The 15,206-nt window shown below is 71.4% G+C and carries 14 protein-coding genes and 1 pseudogene; 6 read left to right on the top strand and 9 right to left on the bottom strand.

Annotation, left to right across the window (positions count from 1 at the left end):
* Window positions 1-109 precede the first annotated feature (109 nt).
* Window positions 110-355, top strand: coding sequence for a hypothetical protein (locus ACH5AO_RS11710; RefSeq protein ID WP_398924069.1), 246 nt, complete (start codon window positions 110-112; stop codon window positions 353-355).
* Window positions 356-488: 133 nt separating this feature from the next.
* Here the strand turns inward: ACH5AO_RS11710 and ACH5AO_RS11705 are convergent, their stop codons facing one another.
* The 4 genes and pseudogenes from ACH5AO_RS11705 to ACH5AO_RS11690 form a co-directional block, all read right to left on the bottom strand.
* Window positions 489-1,430 (bottom strand): hypothetical protein, encoded by a 942-nt coding sequence (locus tag ACH5AO_RS11705; RefSeq protein WP_398924068.1) that lies wholly within the window; start codon window positions 1,428-1,430, stop codon window positions 489-491.
* A gap of 208 nt (window positions 1,431-1,638) precedes the next feature.
* Window positions 1,639-1,830 (bottom strand): hypothetical protein, encoded by a 192-nt coding sequence (locus tag ACH5AO_RS11700; RefSeq protein ID WP_398924067.1) that lies wholly within the window; start codon window positions 1,828-1,830, stop codon window positions 1,639-1,641.
* 16 nt (window positions 1,831-1,846) lie between these two features.
* Entirely contained in the window at window positions 1,847-2,035 is a 189-nt protein-coding gene (locus tag ACH5AO_RS11695; RefSeq protein WP_398924418.1) for a Scr1 family TA system antitoxin-like transcriptional regulator, read from the bottom strand.
* Window positions 2,036-2,088: 53 nt separating this feature from the next.
* A pseudogene (locus tag ACH5AO_RS11690) lies at window positions 2,089-2,463 on the bottom strand (DUF5753 domain-containing protein); the annotation flags it as partial.
* A 328-nt stretch (window positions 2,464-2,791) separates the two neighbouring features.
* Between ACH5AO_RS11690 and ACH5AO_RS11685 the strand changes: the two are divergent.
* The gene (locus tag ACH5AO_RS11685; RefSeq protein ID WP_398924066.1) at window positions 2,792-3,364 is read left to right on the top strand and encodes a dihydrofolate reductase family protein; all 573 of its coding nucleotides are present in this window, start codon (window positions 2,792-2,794) and stop codon (window positions 3,362-3,364) included.
* Window positions 3,365-3,603: 239 nt separating this feature from the next.
* On the opposite strand, the gene ACH5AO_RS11680 is transcribed toward ACH5AO_RS11685, so the two are convergent.
* Together ACH5AO_RS11680 and ACH5AO_RS11675 are read right to left on the bottom strand one after the other, a co-directional pair.
* The gene (locus ACH5AO_RS11680; RefSeq protein WP_398924065.1) at window positions 3,604-4,299 is read right to left on the bottom strand and encodes a response regulator; all 696 of its coding nucleotides are present in this window, start codon (window positions 4,297-4,299) and stop codon (window positions 3,604-3,606) included.
* A complete protein-coding gene (locus ACH5AO_RS11675; RefSeq protein ID WP_398924064.1) occupies window positions 4,296-5,945 on the bottom strand; it encodes an ATP-binding protein in 1,650 nt (549 codons plus the stop codon). Before ACH5AO_RS11675 ends, ACH5AO_RS11680 begins: the two co-directional genes overlap by 4 nt.
* Before the next feature lie 157 nt (window positions 5,946-6,102).
* Here ACH5AO_RS11675 and ACH5AO_RS11670 point away from each other — a divergent pair, with 157 nt between their 5' ends.
* The 4 genes from ACH5AO_RS11670 to ACH5AO_RS11655 all read left to right on the top strand — a co-directional run bounded on the left by ACH5AO_RS11670 (window position 6,103) and on the right by ACH5AO_RS11655 (window position 10,915).
* The gene (locus ACH5AO_RS11670) at window positions 6,103-7,500 is read left to right on the top strand and encodes a cation:dicarboxylate symporter family transporter (RefSeq protein WP_398924063.1); all 1,398 of its coding nucleotides are present in this window, start codon (window positions 6,103-6,105) and stop codon (window positions 7,498-7,500) included.
* 233 nt (window positions 7,501-7,733) lie between these two features.
* The gene (locus ACH5AO_RS11665) at window positions 7,734-8,159 is read left to right on the top strand and encodes a MerR family transcriptional regulator (RefSeq protein ID WP_398924062.1); all 426 of its coding nucleotides are present in this window, start codon (window positions 7,734-7,736) and stop codon (window positions 8,157-8,159) included.
* A 17-nt stretch (window positions 8,160-8,176) separates the two neighbouring features.
* Window positions 8,177-8,491 carry a thioredoxin gene (gene trxA, locus ACH5AO_RS11660; protein ID WP_398924407.1) on the top strand — a complete coding sequence of 105 codons (315 nt, stop codon included), beginning with the start codon at window positions 8,177-8,179 and terminating at the stop codon, window positions 8,489-8,491.
* Window positions 8,492-8,683: 192 nt separating this feature from the next.
* Window positions 8,684-10,915 carry a HelD family protein gene (locus ACH5AO_RS11655; protein WP_398924406.1) on the top strand — a complete coding sequence of 744 codons (2,232 nt, stop codon included), beginning with the start codon at window positions 8,684-8,686 and terminating at the stop codon, window positions 10,913-10,915.
* A 6-nt stretch (window positions 10,916-10,921) separates the two neighbouring features.
* On the opposite strand, the gene glgB is transcribed toward ACH5AO_RS11655, so the two are convergent.
* The 3 genes from glgB to ACH5AO_RS11640 all read right to left on the bottom strand — a co-directional run.
* Window positions 10,922-13,531, bottom strand: coding sequence for a 1,4-alpha-glucan branching enzyme (glgB, locus tag ACH5AO_RS11650; protein WP_398924061.1), 2,610 nt, complete (start codon window positions 13,529-13,531; stop codon window positions 10,922-10,924).
* A gap of 32 nt (window positions 13,532-13,563) precedes the next feature.
* The gene (locus ACH5AO_RS11645) at window positions 13,564-14,982 is read right to left on the bottom strand and encodes a maltokinase (RefSeq protein ID WP_398924060.1); all 1,419 of its coding nucleotides are present in this window, start codon (window positions 14,980-14,982) and stop codon (window positions 13,564-13,566) included.
* Between the two features lie 111 nt (window positions 14,983-15,093).
* Window positions 15,094-15,206, bottom strand: a 113-nt coding sequence (locus ACH5AO_RS11640; RefSeq protein ID WP_385059174.1) for an alpha-glucosidase C-terminal domain-containing protein, incomplete at its 5' end; no start/stop codon positions are given.

The following is a 15,206-nucleotide window of genomic DNA, read 5'->3' as shown; positions in this document are numbered from 1 at the left end:
AGAACCCGGACTTCCCGGTCCGGACCTCGACCTCCTTGATCAACGACTGCGGCAGAGAGGCGGACCGCTTACCGGCCCGCTCCGGTGTGGGGGAGGCGGCGTCAACGGCGTGATCGCCAGGTTCGAGGGCTACGAGGCCAACGTGCCCGTCACACTGACGCCCGAACAGGCGGTGGAGGCCGCGGCGGCTCTCGGCGCCACAGCGGCCTGCGCGATCCACTGCGAACTGTTCGACAACGCTCCTGCGTACACCGAACAGCCCGACATGGCCGAGCGGTTCGGCCGCGCCGCCCATGAGCGGGGCATCACACCTCACCTCGTGGCCGACGGTGAAGTCGTACCGCTCGACAACTGACCCTCCACCGGTCAGCGGCGTCCGGTCACGGTTCGCCACGACGCGCTCGCCGCGTTCCAGGGCCTGGTGCACATACAGTGCTGTCGCGGGGGTGTCCAGGTTGTTCGTCACATGAAGGTCTTGGGCGGGTCGGCTACGAGTTCGATGACACCAGCCGCGTATGAACGAGCGCTCGCAGCATCGCGGCGCCCGCCCCCACCGCTGCGAGGTGCAGGACCGCCGCGAGCGCGAGGTTTTCCGGCAGGGCCGCATCGGCCGGTTGCGCGACCGCCAGGTACAGGGTGAACGGAAGCTTCCAGCCGCTCCAGGCGAACAACGAGCCCGAGCCGAGCCAGCCGAACACCATCGGGCCCCATCGGGGGACTCGTGCGGGCCGGCCTCGGACGGCAGCCCAGGTGGCGGCGGACGCCACGAACGCCCAGAGCCCGAAGACGCCGGACAGCACACGCCAAGCGAGGTCCCGCTCGCCGGGGTGGGCGACCCCAGCGGTGCCGCCCACCGCCCAGTACAGCCAGATGAGACCGACCGCGGCGCCGACCACCGTCATCCATGGCAGCACCCTCGACGAACCCTCCCCACGGTCGCCGAGCCGACCCGCGAACGCATCCGGCCAGCGCCGCCGCAAGTACGTGGGCAGCGCGATGGCCAGACCCAGCCCCATACCTACGAACCCGATCTGAACCAGCGCGGCCTCCCAGACCGGCATCGACGGGTCGGCGTCACCCCCGCTCTTCGGATTGCCATCCTCTGGGCTCAGCAGCGAACTGAGAACGGCGTACGGCAGCACCGGGACGAGGAACCCCGTTCCCACCCAAGCGCAGAAGGCCAACGGCGCCCCCGGTATGCGCATCCCCCACGGCCGCACCAGCGCGAGCGCCACCGCGATCCCGATCCCTGCCATACCGATCGTGGCGCTGTTGAGCACCACCCACTCCGCCTTGCCGAATCCGGTCCCGACCGGCAGCAGCCCCAGGAGCGAACCGACCACCCACGACACCTTGATCAGCAGGTAGGGCGTCAGCGCCAGCGCTGCCCCGTACGCCGCGACCCGCCCAGCCCGATCCCATCGATCCACTTGAACTCCCCATTCAAGCAACGGAGTTCAAGTCTCAGTCACCACTGCCCCCACGGGCGTCAACCGCCGGGCGCATCCATGTCATCACTCAGGAGGAGTGAGAATCGGCCGACGGGAGCACACAAAACTGCTGGGGCACGACGAGCCGCCGATTCAAGCCCTCAGCCAGCCAGACGCAGCGCTCAATCGCACCCTTGGAATTGATCATCTAGAGAAGGTGGTCGGCCTTGCCGGACTTGATGTCGCGGATGAGGGTCCGGAGGGCTTCGCGGGTGTCGGTGAGGTAGTGGTCCTCCTGGCCGGCGACGGCGATGCAGGCGTTGCCTTGGGGATCGGTGCCTGTGCGGAAGCAGTTGTTGCCCTCGGCGCAGAAGGGGGCTTCCCAGGTGATGTCGGGCATGAGGTCCTCTCAGAGGTCAGAGCTGCCGGGCGATGGAGTGGATGAGGTCGCGTGAGTCCTGTGGGCTGAGCGTGTGGTCCTGCCACCAGTCCATGTGGATTCGGTACTCGGCGAGCTGGGCCTCGGAGTGAGTGAACTCGCCGCCGTGGGCGGAGTCCAGCTGAACGGTGTCGAGCCGGGGGACCGGGCCATGGGCGTAGAGCACGGCGTGCCCGGCACCGGGAAGGCGCCGGCTTCGACGGGGAGCACACGCAGTTCGACGGTGCCGCGCTCGGATACCCGGCAAAGGTGATGCAGTTGCCCGCGCATGACGCGACGTCCGCCGAACTGCATCCGCATGGCCCACTCGTGCACGTACGCCACGTACTCGACGGGACTGTCGCGGTCCAGAACCTGCTGACGCCGCAGGCGCTGTACGACGCGGAGTTCGACTTCGGAGTCGGGCAGGGGCGGAAGCGCCGCGGTGAGGACGGCACGGGCGTATTCGCCGAGTTGCAGCAGCCCCGGCACATGTACGGTCTGGTAGCTCCGCAGGCGGGTGGCGAACCACTCCGACTCGGCGACATTCAGCAGGCCTTGGGGGAGGCTTCCTCGGTACTGCAGCCACCAGCCCCGCTTGCCCACGTCGGCCATGGCGACCAGAGCTTCGACGTACCGCTCGTCCGCGCACTCGTGGTCGCCGGCGGGCGTGCGGATCCGCTCCGGCGGGATGGTCCGGACGCCCGACTCCACGTCGGACGCCTTCGCGTGGTCCGGCCCCGGCAGCCCGGTGGCGTACTCCCGTGGTGCCCTCGGAGTTGATCCGGTCGTCGAACTGCCGGAAAACGGGGCGCGGGCCGATGAGTTCCTTCATGATCGGCAGTCATAGGTCGTGACCGGTGCGCAGCAGCCGTGAGTACGGCCGAAGCGTCCACCGGTCCGACCCGCTGAGAATCAGACACGAGCTACCGAGGAACCTTCGATGCGTACCCTGATCAGTACCGCCTTCATCTCGCTCGACGGCGTCGTGGAGGCCCCGGGTGGCGAGCCCGGTTACCGGAACTCCGGCTGGACCTTCAAGGACGTCGAGTTCCTCCCCGAGGCGTTCGACATCAAGGGCCGCGAGCAGAAGGAAGCCACGGCGATGCTGATGGGCCGGACCAGCTACGAGGCGTTCAGCCCGGTGTGGCCGGACATGGCGGACTTCGCCGACTACAAGGTGATGCCGAAGTACGTGGTCTCCACCACCCTCACCGAGGGCGAACTGGTGGCGGGCTGGGGCGAGACGACGATCCTGCGTTCGCTCGACGAGGTCGCCGCCCTGAAGGAGACCGAGGGCGGCCCGATCATCGTCCACGGCAGTGCCTCCCTGAACCGGAGCCTCTCGGACGCCGGCCTGATCGACCGCTACCACCTGCTCGTCTTCCCGCTCCTGCTCGGTGCGGGCAAGCGCCTGTTCAGCGACACGGACAAGGACACCCAGAAGCTGAAGCTGGTCGAGCACGAGGCGTACGCCAACGGCCTGCAGAAGAACGTGTTCGACGTCGTCCGCTGACACACCTCCGCACTCGCCCGGCGGCCGCGTCATCGGACACGGCCACCGGCCGGAAGGTCCGCTCAGCGGCCGTCGGGCGAGTGAACGGACCAGCGGAGGACGCCTGCGATGCGGAACCCGGCCACAGGGACGACCGCGGTCTCTTCGTGGCGGGGGTGGTGATGCCGCGCCCGCACGGGTGTTCTCAGGTCGTGCGGGACGGACAAGCCTTGTCCGCGGGGATCACGCCCGGACAGGTCCTAACGCCCCTTCTCCACCCCCCGGACCCATCGGTACACCAGCTCCGGTCGCCCCACCTGCCCGTACACCGGCGCACGCCCGGCCCTCCCCGCCTCCACCAGGTGCTCCAGATACCGCCGGGCCGTGATCCGGGAGATCCCCACCTCCTCGGCGACCCCCGCCGCGGTCAGCCCGTCCCCCGCCTCCCGCAGCACCCCCGTCACCCGTTCCAGCGTCGGCCCGCTCAGCCCCTTCGGCAGCGCGGCCGGCCCCGGGGCCCGCAGGACCGCCAGTGCCCGGTCCACCTCGTCCTGCCCGCTCGCCTCGCCCACCGCCGCGTGGAACTCGGCGTACCGCACCAGCCGGTCCCGCAGGGTCGCGAAGGTGAACGGCTTCAGTACGTACTGGACGACGCCCAGCGAGACTCCTTCCCGGACGACCGCGAGATCCCGCGCCGACGTCACCGCGATCACGTCGGCGTGGTGGCCGGCCGCCCGCAGGGAGCGGGCGAGCTGGAGTCCGTGCACGTCGGGCAGGTGCAGGTCGAGGAGGAGCAGGTCGACGGGGGTGCGGTCCAGGACCCGGCGGGCCTCCGCGCCGGTGTGCGCCTTGCCGACGGCGACGAAGCCGGGCACCCGGTCGACGTACATCACGTGGGCGTCGGCGGCCACCGGGTCGTCCTCGACGACCAGCACTCTGATGGGCTCCCCGCTCATACGGCGCCTCCCGGACCCTGTGCGACAGCGGCGTCCCTCAACGGCAGCCGTGCCTCGAACACCGCGCCGCCCTCGTCCCCGGACGTCACCGACAGCGTCCCGCCGTGCCGGCCCGCCGCCTGCCGTACGAGCGCCAGCCCCAGCCCTCGCCCGCCGGGACCGGACGGCTTGGTCGTGAAGCCCCGCTGGAAGACCGCCTCCGTGTGGTCCGGGTCGACGCCGGGGCCGGTGTCGGAGACCCGCAGGATCAGCTCCGAGCCGCCCCCGTCCCCGTCCTCCTCCGTCAGCGCCGTCACCGTCACGCGGGGCCGGACCCCGCCCTGCGCCGCGTCCACGGCGTTGTCGATCAGGTTGCCGAGGATGGTGACCAGGTCCCGGGCGGGCAGGGTGTCCGGGAGGAGGCCGTCGTCCAGGCGGCTGTCGTCCGACACCACCAGTTCCACGCCCCGCTCGTTGGCCTGCGCCGTCTTGCCCAGCAGCAGCGCGGCCAGCACCGGCTCGCTCACCGCCGCCACCACCTGGTCGGTGAGCGCCTGCGCCAGTTCCAGCTCGGCGGTGGCGAAGTCCACCGCCTCCTCCGCCCGGCCCAGCTCGATCAGCGAGACGACGGTGTGCAACCGGTTCGCCGCCTCGTGCGCCTGCGACCTGAGCGCCTGGGTGAAGCCCCGCTCGGAGTCCAGCTCGCCCATCAGCGACTGGAGCTCGGTGACGTCCCGCAGCGTCACCACCGAGCCGCGCCGCTGGCCGCCGGTGACCGGTGAGGTGTTCACCACCAGCACCCGGTCCGCCGTCAGGTGCACCTCGTCCACCCGGGGCTCGGAGGCCAGCAGCGCCCCCGTCAGCGGTGTGGGCAGCCCCAGCTCCGCCACCGACCTGCCCACCACGTCCTCCTCCTGGCCCACGCCCAGCAGCTCCCGGCCGCCGTCGTTGATCAGCGCGATCCTGTACCGCCAGTCCAGCATCAGCAGCCCCTCGCGCACGGCGTGCAGCGCGGCCTGATGGTAGTCGTGCATATGGCTGAGCTCGGTCGCGTTCATGCCGTGGGTGTGGCGGCGCAGCCGGGCGTTGATGACGTACGTGCCGATGGCGCCGAGCCCGAGGGCGCCGGCCGCGACCGCGAGCAGCGCCGTGAGCTGTCCCCGGGCGCGCTGGCTGATCTCCTCGACCCTTATGCCCGCGCTGACCAGGCCGGTGATCCGGTCGCCGTCCCGGATCGGGGTGACCGCCCGGACCGACGGTCCGAGGGTACCGGTGTAGGTCTCGGTGAAGGTGCGGCCCTGAAGCGCCGGGCCGGTGTGGCCCTGGAAGACCAGGCCGATCTGGTCGGGGTCGGGGTGGGTCCAGCGGATGCCCCGCGGGTCCATGATCGTGACGAAGTCGATGTCGGTGTTCCGTACCACCGCCAGCGCGTACGGCTGGAGCTCCGCCGACGGGTCGGGGGTGCGGATCGCCTCCCGCACGGAGGGCGAGTCGGCGATCGAACGGGCCACGGAGGTGGCCTGACGGCCTGCCGCCTGCTCGGCCTGGCTGCGGTCGCTGACGTAGCTGAACAGCGCGTACCCGGCCACGACGACCGCGATGAGCACGGCCTGCATGGCGAAGAGCTGACCCGCGAGGCTGCGGGGCCGGGGGAGGGGGAAGCGCATGCCGCCAGTCTGCCTCCGGGGCCCACGGTGAACTAAATGAACGGAAGGGTGACCGCGCTCACAGGGCACGGCATAGTCACGGCGTTCCCCGAAAACCCATCCCCCGGACGTGAGCCGCACGCCGGTGATGCCGACGACGTCGTCAAGGAGGGCCGCCGTGACCAGCACATCCGCTACGGCACCTGCCGCACCCAAGGCCAAGCGGGACCGCACGCACTACCTCTACATCGCGGTGATCATCGCGGTCGCCCTCGGCATCGCCGTCGGTCTGATCGCGCCCGACTTCGCGACCGAGCTGAAGCCGCTCGGCACCGGGTTCGTGAACCTGATCAAGATGATGATCTCGCCGATCATCTTCTGCACCATCGTGCTGGGCATCGGTTCCGTGCGGAAGGCCGCCAAGGTCGGCGCGGTCGGCGGTATCGCGCTCGGCTACTTCATGGTCATGTCGGTCGTCGCGCTCGCCATCGGCCTGATCGTCGGCAACATCCTGGACCCGGGTACGGGCCTCGCGGTCACCGACGCCGTCAAGGAGACCGGTCAGGCGCAGGTCGACGCGGAGGCCAAGAGCACCGTCGACTTCCTGATGGGCATCATCCCGACCACGATCGTCTCCGCGTTCACCGCCGGTGAGGTCCTGCAGACCCTGCTGGTCGCCCTGCTCTGCGGTTTCGCCCTCCAGGCCATGGGCCCCGCCGGACAGCCCGTCCTGCGCGGCATCGAGCACATCCAGCGGCTGGTCTTCCGCGTCCTGGCGATGATCATGTGGGCGGCCCCGGTCGGTGCCTTCGGCGCCATCGCCGCGGTCACCGGCTCGGCCGGCGTCGACGCGCTCAAGAGCCTGGCCGTGCTGATGCTCGGCTTCTACGTCACCTGTGTGCTGTTCATCTTCCTGGTGCTGGGCACGATGCTGCGCCTCATCGCGGGCGTCAACGTCTTCTCGCTCTTCAAGTACCTGGGCCGCGAGTTCCTGCTGATCCTCTCCACCTCCTCGTCGGAGTCGGCGCTGCCGCGCCTCATCGCGAAGATGGAGCACCTGGGCGTCAGCAAGCCGGTGGTCGGCATCACCGTCCCGACCGGCTACTCCTTCAACCTCGACGGCACCATGATCTACATGACCATGGCCTCGCTGTTCATCGCCGACGCCATGGGCACGCCGATGTCGATCGGCGAGCAGATCCCGCTGCTGCTCTTCCTGCTGGTGGCCTCGAAGGGCGCGGCCGGTGTCTCCGGTGCCGGTCTGGCCACGCTGGCCGGCGGTCTCCAGTCGCACAAGCCGGCCCTGGTGGACGGCATCGGCCTCATCGTCGGCATCGACCGCTTCATGAGCGAGGCTCGCGCCCTCACCAACTTCGCGGGCAACGCCGTCGCCACCGTCCTGATCGGCACCTGGACCAAGGAGATCGACCGGGCCCGGGTGGACGAGGTCCTGGCCGGCCGCGCCCCCTTCGACGAGAAGACGCTGCTGGACGACCACGCCTCCGGCGGCGACGCCGACGAGGCCCGCGCCGAGCTGCCCGAGACGGGCGGCGAGAAGGAGCTGGCCAAGGCCTGACGGCCGACGCTCCACCCCGTGGACCCCGGTCGGTCGGGATACTCCCCCGTTGCTCGGCCGACCGGTCGCCGGAGGCCCGGCACCCGTCGCCGGGCCTCCACCACCGCCGGGCGGCCGGACCCCACCCCCGTGGGTCCGGCCGCTCGGCCGTTTCCGTCCCGCCCGCCTTCACCTTCCCGCCGGGCCCGCCCGCCCTTGCCTTGACGCCGACGTCAAGGCTTACGTTCGTCGGCATGCGAATCGGCGAGCTGGCCGCACGGGCCGGGACCACCACGCGGACGCTGCGGTACTACGAGTCACGCGGACTGCTGTCCGCGCGGCGCGCAGGCAACGGATACCGGACGTACGACGAGAGCGATCTGAGGCTGCTGCGGCAGATCCGCACGCTCCAGGACTTCGGGTTCGATCTGGAGGAGACCCGGCCCTTCGTGGAGTGCCTGCGCGCCGGGCACCCCGAGGGCGACGCGTGCCCCGCCTCGCTCCAGGTCTACCGGCGCAAGCTGGACGAGCTGGACGCCCTGATCGGCGAGCTGCGCGCGGTACGGGAGAAGGTCGGGCAGCAATTGAAGCGCGCGGAGCGGGCGCGGGACGAGCTGGCCGCCGACGCGGCGGTTCCGGGCGGTCCGGAACCGGTGTGCGAACTGGGAGGGGAGCTGTGATGAGCGGTGTGACCGAGGTGACCGAGGTGACCGATGCGGACTTCGCGGACGAGGTGATCGGGTCGGAGCTGCCGGTGCTGGTGGAGTTCACGGCCGACTGGTGTCCGCCGTGCCGGCAGATGGCGCCGGTGCTGCGCGCGCTGGCCGCCGAGGAGGAGGGCCGGCTGAAGGTCGTCCAGCTGAACGTGGACGCCAATCCGGACACGACCAACGCCTACAAGGTGCTGTCGATGCCGACCTTCATGGTGTTCCGCGACGGGGAGCCGGTCCGGTCGATGGTGGGGGCCAGGCCCAAGCGGCGGCTGCTCGAAGAACTGTCGGACGTGCTCTGACCTGGTACGACGACCTGGTGCGAGCGGGTACGCGGCACAAGAAAACCCCCGGGCAATTGCGCCCGGGGGTTTTCTTTGCGTATATTCATTGATTCGCGACTTCATTTTCCGAGGAGTCGCGGTGAAGTTCAGTGAACACAGTATATCCGGGCGGGAGCGGAATTGTCAAACACCGAATTTCCGGACGAGGAATTGCGGCAGGAACAGCAATTCGTCGACGGACTGTACGCACGCGTGGACGCCCTGCGCGGCGACGCCGAGGTGTCCGTCACGGAGGCGCTCGCCCAGGGCCACACCCCCCGGCAGGCCAGGCTGGAACGGGACATCCTGGTCGCCGAGCGCTCCGGGCTGCTCGCCGCGCTGAACGCCGTGGACGGCTCCCTCTGCTTCGGCCGCATCGACCTCGCCTCCGGCGACACCCACCACATCGGCCGCATCGGCCTGCGCGCCGACGACGCCGAGCGCACGCCCGTCCTCATCGACTGGCGGGCCGACGTCGCGCGCCCGTTCTACCTGGCCACCGGCCACACCACGATGGGCCTGCGGCGCCGCCGCCACATCTCCACCGAGGGCCGCCGGGTCACCGCCCTGCACGACGAGGTCCTCGACCTCGGCGACGAGACCCGCACCGGCCACGAGGACCCGACCGGTGACGCCGTGCTGCTCGCCGCGCTGAACTCCGCGCGCACCGGCCGCATGGGCGACATCGTGCGCACCATCCAGGCCGACCAGGACCGCATCATCCGCGCCCCGCACCGCGGGGTGCTGGTCGTCGAGGGCGGCCCCGGCACCGGCAAGACCGCCGTCGCCCTGCACCGCGCCGCCTACCTGCTCTACGAGCACCGCGAGCTGCTGGCCCGCCGCGCCGTCCTGATCGTCGGCCCCAACCCGGCGTTCCTCGGCTACATCGGCGAGGTGCTGCCCAGCCTCGGCGAGACCGGCGTGCTCCTCGCGACCGTCGGCGAGCTGTACCCCGGCGTGAGGACCACCCGCACCGACACCCCCGAGGCCGCCGCCGTCAAGGGCCGCGCCGAGATGGCCGACGTCCTCGCCGACGTCGTACGCGACCGGCAGGCGCTGCCCGACCCGGTGATCGCGATCGAGCACGACCGCGAGGTCCTCATGCTCGACGACGGCCTGGTGAACGTCGCCCGCGAACGCACCCGCGCCACCAGGCTGCCGCACAACGTGGCCCGCGAGCACTTCGAGGGCCACATCCTCAACGCGCTCACCGACATGGTCGCCGAACGCATCGGCACCGACCCCTACGACGGCTCCAACCTGCTCGACCCCAGCGACGTCACCCAGATCCGCGACGAGCTCGCCGAGAACCCCGAGGTCTGGTCCGCCATCGACCAGCTGTGGCCGAGGGTCACTCCGCAGCGCCTGGTCGCCGACTTCCTCGCCGCACCCGAGGGCTACCTCTCCGACGAGGACGCCGCCGCGGTCCGCCGCCCGGTCACCCGGCACTGGACCGTCTCCGACGTGCCCCTGCTCGACGAGGCCGCCGAACTCCTCGGCGAGGACGACCGCCTCGAACGCGAGCGCGCCGAACGCGAACGGCAGACGCAGATCGCCTTCGCCCAGGGCGTCCTGGACGTCTCGTACGCCTCCCGCACCTTCGAGTTCGAGGACAAGGAGGACGACGACCCGGACTCCTCCGAGGTGCTGTCCGCGCACGACATCATCGACGCCGAACGCTTCGCCGAACGGCACGAGGAGAACGACCACCGCAGCGCCGCCGAACGCGCCGCCGCCGACCGCACCTGGGCGTTCGGACACATCATCGTCGACGAGGCACAAGAGCTTTCCCCGATGGCGTGGCGGCTGCTGATGCGGCGCAGCCCCACCCGCTCGATGACCCTGGTCGGCGACCCGGCACAGACCTCCGAGGCGGGCGGCGTCGGCTCCTGGGCGGACATCCTCACCCCGTTCGTCGAGGACCGCTGGGAGCACACCCGGCTCGGCGTCAACTACCGCACCCCCGCCGAGATCATGGACGTCGCCGCGGCGGTGGTGCGCGCCGAGCACCCCGGCTTCGAACCGCCCGGTTCGGTCCGCTCCACGGGCGTACGGCCCTGGGCCCGCGCCACCGACGACCTGCCCGGCGCCGTCGCCGAGGCCGTCGCGGAGCTCACCCCCGACGAGGGCCGCCTCGCCGTCATCGCCCCGCGCGAGCTGCACCGGGCGCTGGCCGCCCGCCTCGACGGGGTGACGGCGGGCGCCGAGCCCGACCTGGCGCACGCCGTCGTGCTGCTCGACCCGCGCCAGGCCAAGGGGCTGGAGTTCGACTCGGTCCTGGTCGTCGAGCCGGGCCGCTACGGCACCAGCGACCTGTACGTGGCGCTCACCCGCGCCACCCAGCGGCTCGGCGTCCTGCACACCGAGCCGCTGCCGAGGCCGCTGGCCGACGCGTTGGGCTGACCGGTCTCAGGCCGGACGCAGCCACACCGTCGCCAGGGGCGGCAGGGTCAGCCGGATCGACGCCGGGAACCCGTGCCGCCCCTGCGGCTCCGGCTTGACCGGGTCGGGGAGGGTGACGCCACCGCCGCCGTAGCGGCCGGCGTCGGTGTTCACCACCTCGTGCCAGGCGGGCACGTCGTCGGGGACCCCGATCCGGTAGTCCTGCCGGACCACCGGGGCGAAGTGGGAGACCGCGAGCAGCGGGGAGCCGTCGGAGTCGTACCGCAGGAACGCGAACACGTTGTCCTCGGCGGCGTCCCCGGTCACCCACCGGAAACCGGACGGCTCGGTGTCGCCCTCCCACAGCGCCGGGGTGTCCCCGTACACGGTGTTGAGGTCGCGCACCAGGTCGCGCACCCCGCGGTGGTCGGCCTCGGCGCCGTAGTGCGGGTCGAGCAGCCACCAGTCCGGGCCGTGCGCCTCCGACCACTCCGCCCCCTGCGCGAACTCCTGCCCCATGAACAGGAGCTGCTTGCCGGGGTGGGCCCACATGAAGCCCAGGTAGGCCCGCAGACTGGCGCGCTGCTGCCACCAGTCGCCGGGCATCTTCGACACCAGGGACCGCTTGCCGTGCACCACCTCGTCGTGGGAGATCGGCAGCACGTAGTTCTCGCTGTACGCGTACACCATCGAGAAGGTCATCTCGCCGTGGTGGTAGCGGCGGTGGACCGGCTCGTGGCTCATGTACTGGAGCGAGTCGTGCATCCAGCCCATGTTCCACTTCAGGCCGAAGCCGAGCCCACCGAAGCCGCTGGGGCCCTTGTGGTGGGTGGCCCGGGTGACGCCGTCCCAGGCCGTGGACTCCTCCGCGATCGTCACGACCCCCGGCACCCTGCGGTACACGGTGGCGTTCATCTCCTGCAGGAACGCCACCGCGTCCAGGTTCTCCCGGCCGCCGTGCTCGTTCGGCGTCCACTGGCCCGGCTCGCGCGAGTAGTCCAGGTAGAGCATCGAGGCGACCGCGTCCACCCGCAGCCCGTCGATGTGGAACTCCTCGCACCAGTACAGGGCGTTGGCGACGAGGAAGTTGCGCACCTCGCGCCTGCCGAAGTCGAACTCCAGCGTCCCCCAGTCCGGGTGCGCCGCCCGCAGCGGGTCCTCGTGCTCGTACAGCGGACGCCCGTCGAACTCCGCCAGCGCCCACTCGTCACGCGGGAAGTGCGCCGGCACCCAGTCCATCAGCACCCCGATCCCGGCCCGGTGCAGCGCGTCCACCAGGTACCGGAAGTCGTCCGGGGTGCCGAGGCGGGCCGTGGGCGCGTAGAACCCGGTGACCTGGTAACCCCACGAACCGCCGAAGGGGTGCTCGGCGACCGGCATCAGCTCCACGTGGGTGAAGCCCAGGTCCTTGACGTACGCGGGGAGCTGCTCGGCGAGCTGTCGGTACGTCAGCCCCGGCCGCCACGACGGCAGGTGCACCTCGTACACGGAGAACGGCGCCCGGTGCGCGGGCACGGCCGCCCGCCGCTCCAGCCACTCCGCGTCACCCCACTCGTACGCCGACGACGTGACGATCGACGACGTGGCCGGCGGCACCTCGGTGCGGCGGGCCAGCGGGTCGGCGCGCAGCGTCTTCGAACCGTCGGGGCGGGTGATCTCGAACTTGTACAGCTCGCCCTCGCCGATCCCCGGCACGAACAGCTCCCACACCCCCGTCGAGCCCAGCGACCGCAGGGGGAAGCCGGTGCCGTCCCAGAAGTTGAAGGTGCCGCACACCCGTACCCCGCGCGCGTTCGGCGCCCACACCGAGAAGCGGGTGCCGGTGACGCCCTGGTGGGTCATGGGGTGCGCGCCGAGGACCGTCCACAGCTCCTCGTGCCGGCCCTCGCCGATCAGGTGCAGGTCGAGCTCGCCGAGCGTGGGCAGGAAGCGGTACGCGTCCTCCGTCTCGTGCACTGTCCCCTCGTACGTCACGAGCAGCCGGTACGCCGGGACCTCGGCCAGCGGCAGCAGTCCCGAGAAGAAGCCGTCGCCGTCGTCGTGCAGCTCGACGGTGAGGCCTCCGGAGACGACGGTCACCGCGAGGGCGTACGGCCGCAGCGCCCGGAAGACGACCCCGCCGGGCACCGGATGCGCGCCGAGCACGGAGTGCGGGGCGTGGTGCGTCCCGCTCAGCAGCCGCTCCCGGTCGTCGGCGGTCACGGCGGGGGAGACGGCGATCTCCATCTCGGGCGGGGCGGACTGGGAGGCGGGGACGGCCTTCGGCGCCGTCTTCTTCGGTGCCGTCTTCCTTGCCGGGGCCTTCTTGGCGGGGGTCTTCTTCGCGGTCTTCTTCGCCGGGCTCTCGGCAGCGGTCTTCTTCACCGCGGCTTTCTTAGCTGCTGTCTTCTTCACGGCGGCCTTCTTCACCGTCGCTTTCTCGGTCGCCGCCTTCTCTGTCGTGGCTTTCTTGGCCGGGGCCTTCTTAGTCGCAGCCTTCTTGGTCGCAGCCTTCTTGGTCGTGGCCTTCGCCGCCGAGGCGGTCTTCTTCGCCGCTGTCTTCTTCGCGGCGGCCTTCTTCACCGGCTCGGCGGCCGCGGGCTGCCGCTCGGCCGGCTGCTCCGGATGCGAACCGCTGGACTCGGGGCGGGGGGTCACGGGCGAAGCCTCCTGGGCGCGGGTCGGATGGGTCAGATCAGGTCGGTCGTGGCGAGCCGGTGCACGGCGGCCAGCGGCACGGGCAGCCACTCGGGACGGTGCCGGGCCTCGTAGACCACTTCGTAGACCGCCTTGTCGGTCTCGTACGCGCGCAGCAGCACCGGCTCGGTGCGCGGGTCCCGGCCGGCCGCCTCCGCGTAGCCGGAGCAGTACGCCGCCCGGCACCGCACGGCCCAGTCCGGCTGCGGCGGGTCCACCGAACGCGCCGCGTAGTCGAAGGACCGCAGCATGCCGGCCACGTCCCGCACCGCCGGCTGCGGCATCCGGCGCTCGGCCAGTGGACGGACCGGTTCCCCCTCGAAGTCGATCAGCGACCACTCCCCGGTCGGCGCGCGCAGGCACTGCCCGAGGTGCAGGTCGCCGTGGACCCGCTGGGCGGTCCAGACGCGCCCTTCGGCGGCCAGGTCGTCCAGCGCCGTGAACGCCGAGCGCAGCCCGTCCGCGTACGGCCGCAGCGCGGGCACCGCGTGCACGGCCGCCTCCAGCCGCTCGGTCATGCCGGCGGCCAGGGAGCGGAGCTGGGCGTGCCCCAGCGTGACCGTGGGCAGCGCGCGGGCCAGCGCGGTGTGCACCTCGGCGGTGGCCCGTCCGAGGTCCCGCGCCTCGGCGACGAAGTCCTCCCCCTTGGCCAGCTCCCGCAGCGCCAGCTCCCAGCCGTCCGTCGCGCCCTGCACGAACGGCTGGAGCACCCCCAGGACGTACGGCTCGGCCGACGTCGGCGGACCGGGCGACTCGTCGGGCTCCGCGACCAGCCAGGCCGTCGGCGGGGGCACCCGGGGGCAGCCCTCGCGGGCCAGCGCCAGCGGCAGTTCCAGGTCGGGGTTGATCCCGGGCACGATCCGGCGCAACAGTTTCAGAATGAACGTATCTCCGTAGACGACCGACGAGTTCGACTGCTCGGCGGTCACCAGGCGCGGCACCAGACCGGACCGGATCTCCTGCCCTGGGTCCCGCTCGAAGCGGAGCCCGCCGATCCGGGCCTGGGTGCGCAGCGCCTCCAGGAGCAGTTCGGCGGGCCGGGTGTCATGCAGGGCCTCGTAGACCGTCCGTCCGGCCAGCGGGCCCCGCGTCACATGACCGATCAGCGCGGGCGCCAGCCGGGGCGGCAACGCCTCGCGCACGCCTATGAGCAGTTGGTAGCAGTCGCCGGGCTGCGCGGGACCGTCGTGGCCCGGCTGAAGCGGCTGGTGCGCGCGCACCAGCAGGTGGTACAGGCCCAGCCTGGCGGTGGGCGGCAGCAGTTCGGTGGCCGCGACCAGGGAGAACCCGGTGACGGGACGGCCCTTGCCCGCGAACCAGCGCTGCCGTGGCAGCCATTCCCTCAACAGTGGATCCAGTGACGCAAGGAGGCCGGGCGGTGTCGTGACGGTGCGTGTGACGGCTTCCGACATGGCGTCGCGTCCTCTCCCCTCGTTCGGCGCGCCCACGGGGCGCCGCCGGTGGGCGGGGTGTTACTCATGCGTGCCCCGGGCGGGGCGGTGGAAACCGCCCCGCCCCGGGTTCTACGCGGCGTCCTTGCGGAGCCGGAACCAGTAGAAGCCGTGGCCCCCGAGGGTCAGCAGATACGGCAGTTCGCCGACGGCCGGGAAGCGCACCCCGCCGAACAGCTCGACCG

This window comes from Streptomyces sp. NPDC018964 (genome assembly GCF_044390325.1).
Lineage (GTDB): Bacteria > Actinomycetota > Actinomycetes > Streptomycetales > Streptomycetaceae > Streptomyces.
This window is presented reverse-complemented; position numbering and strand designations above follow the sequence as displayed.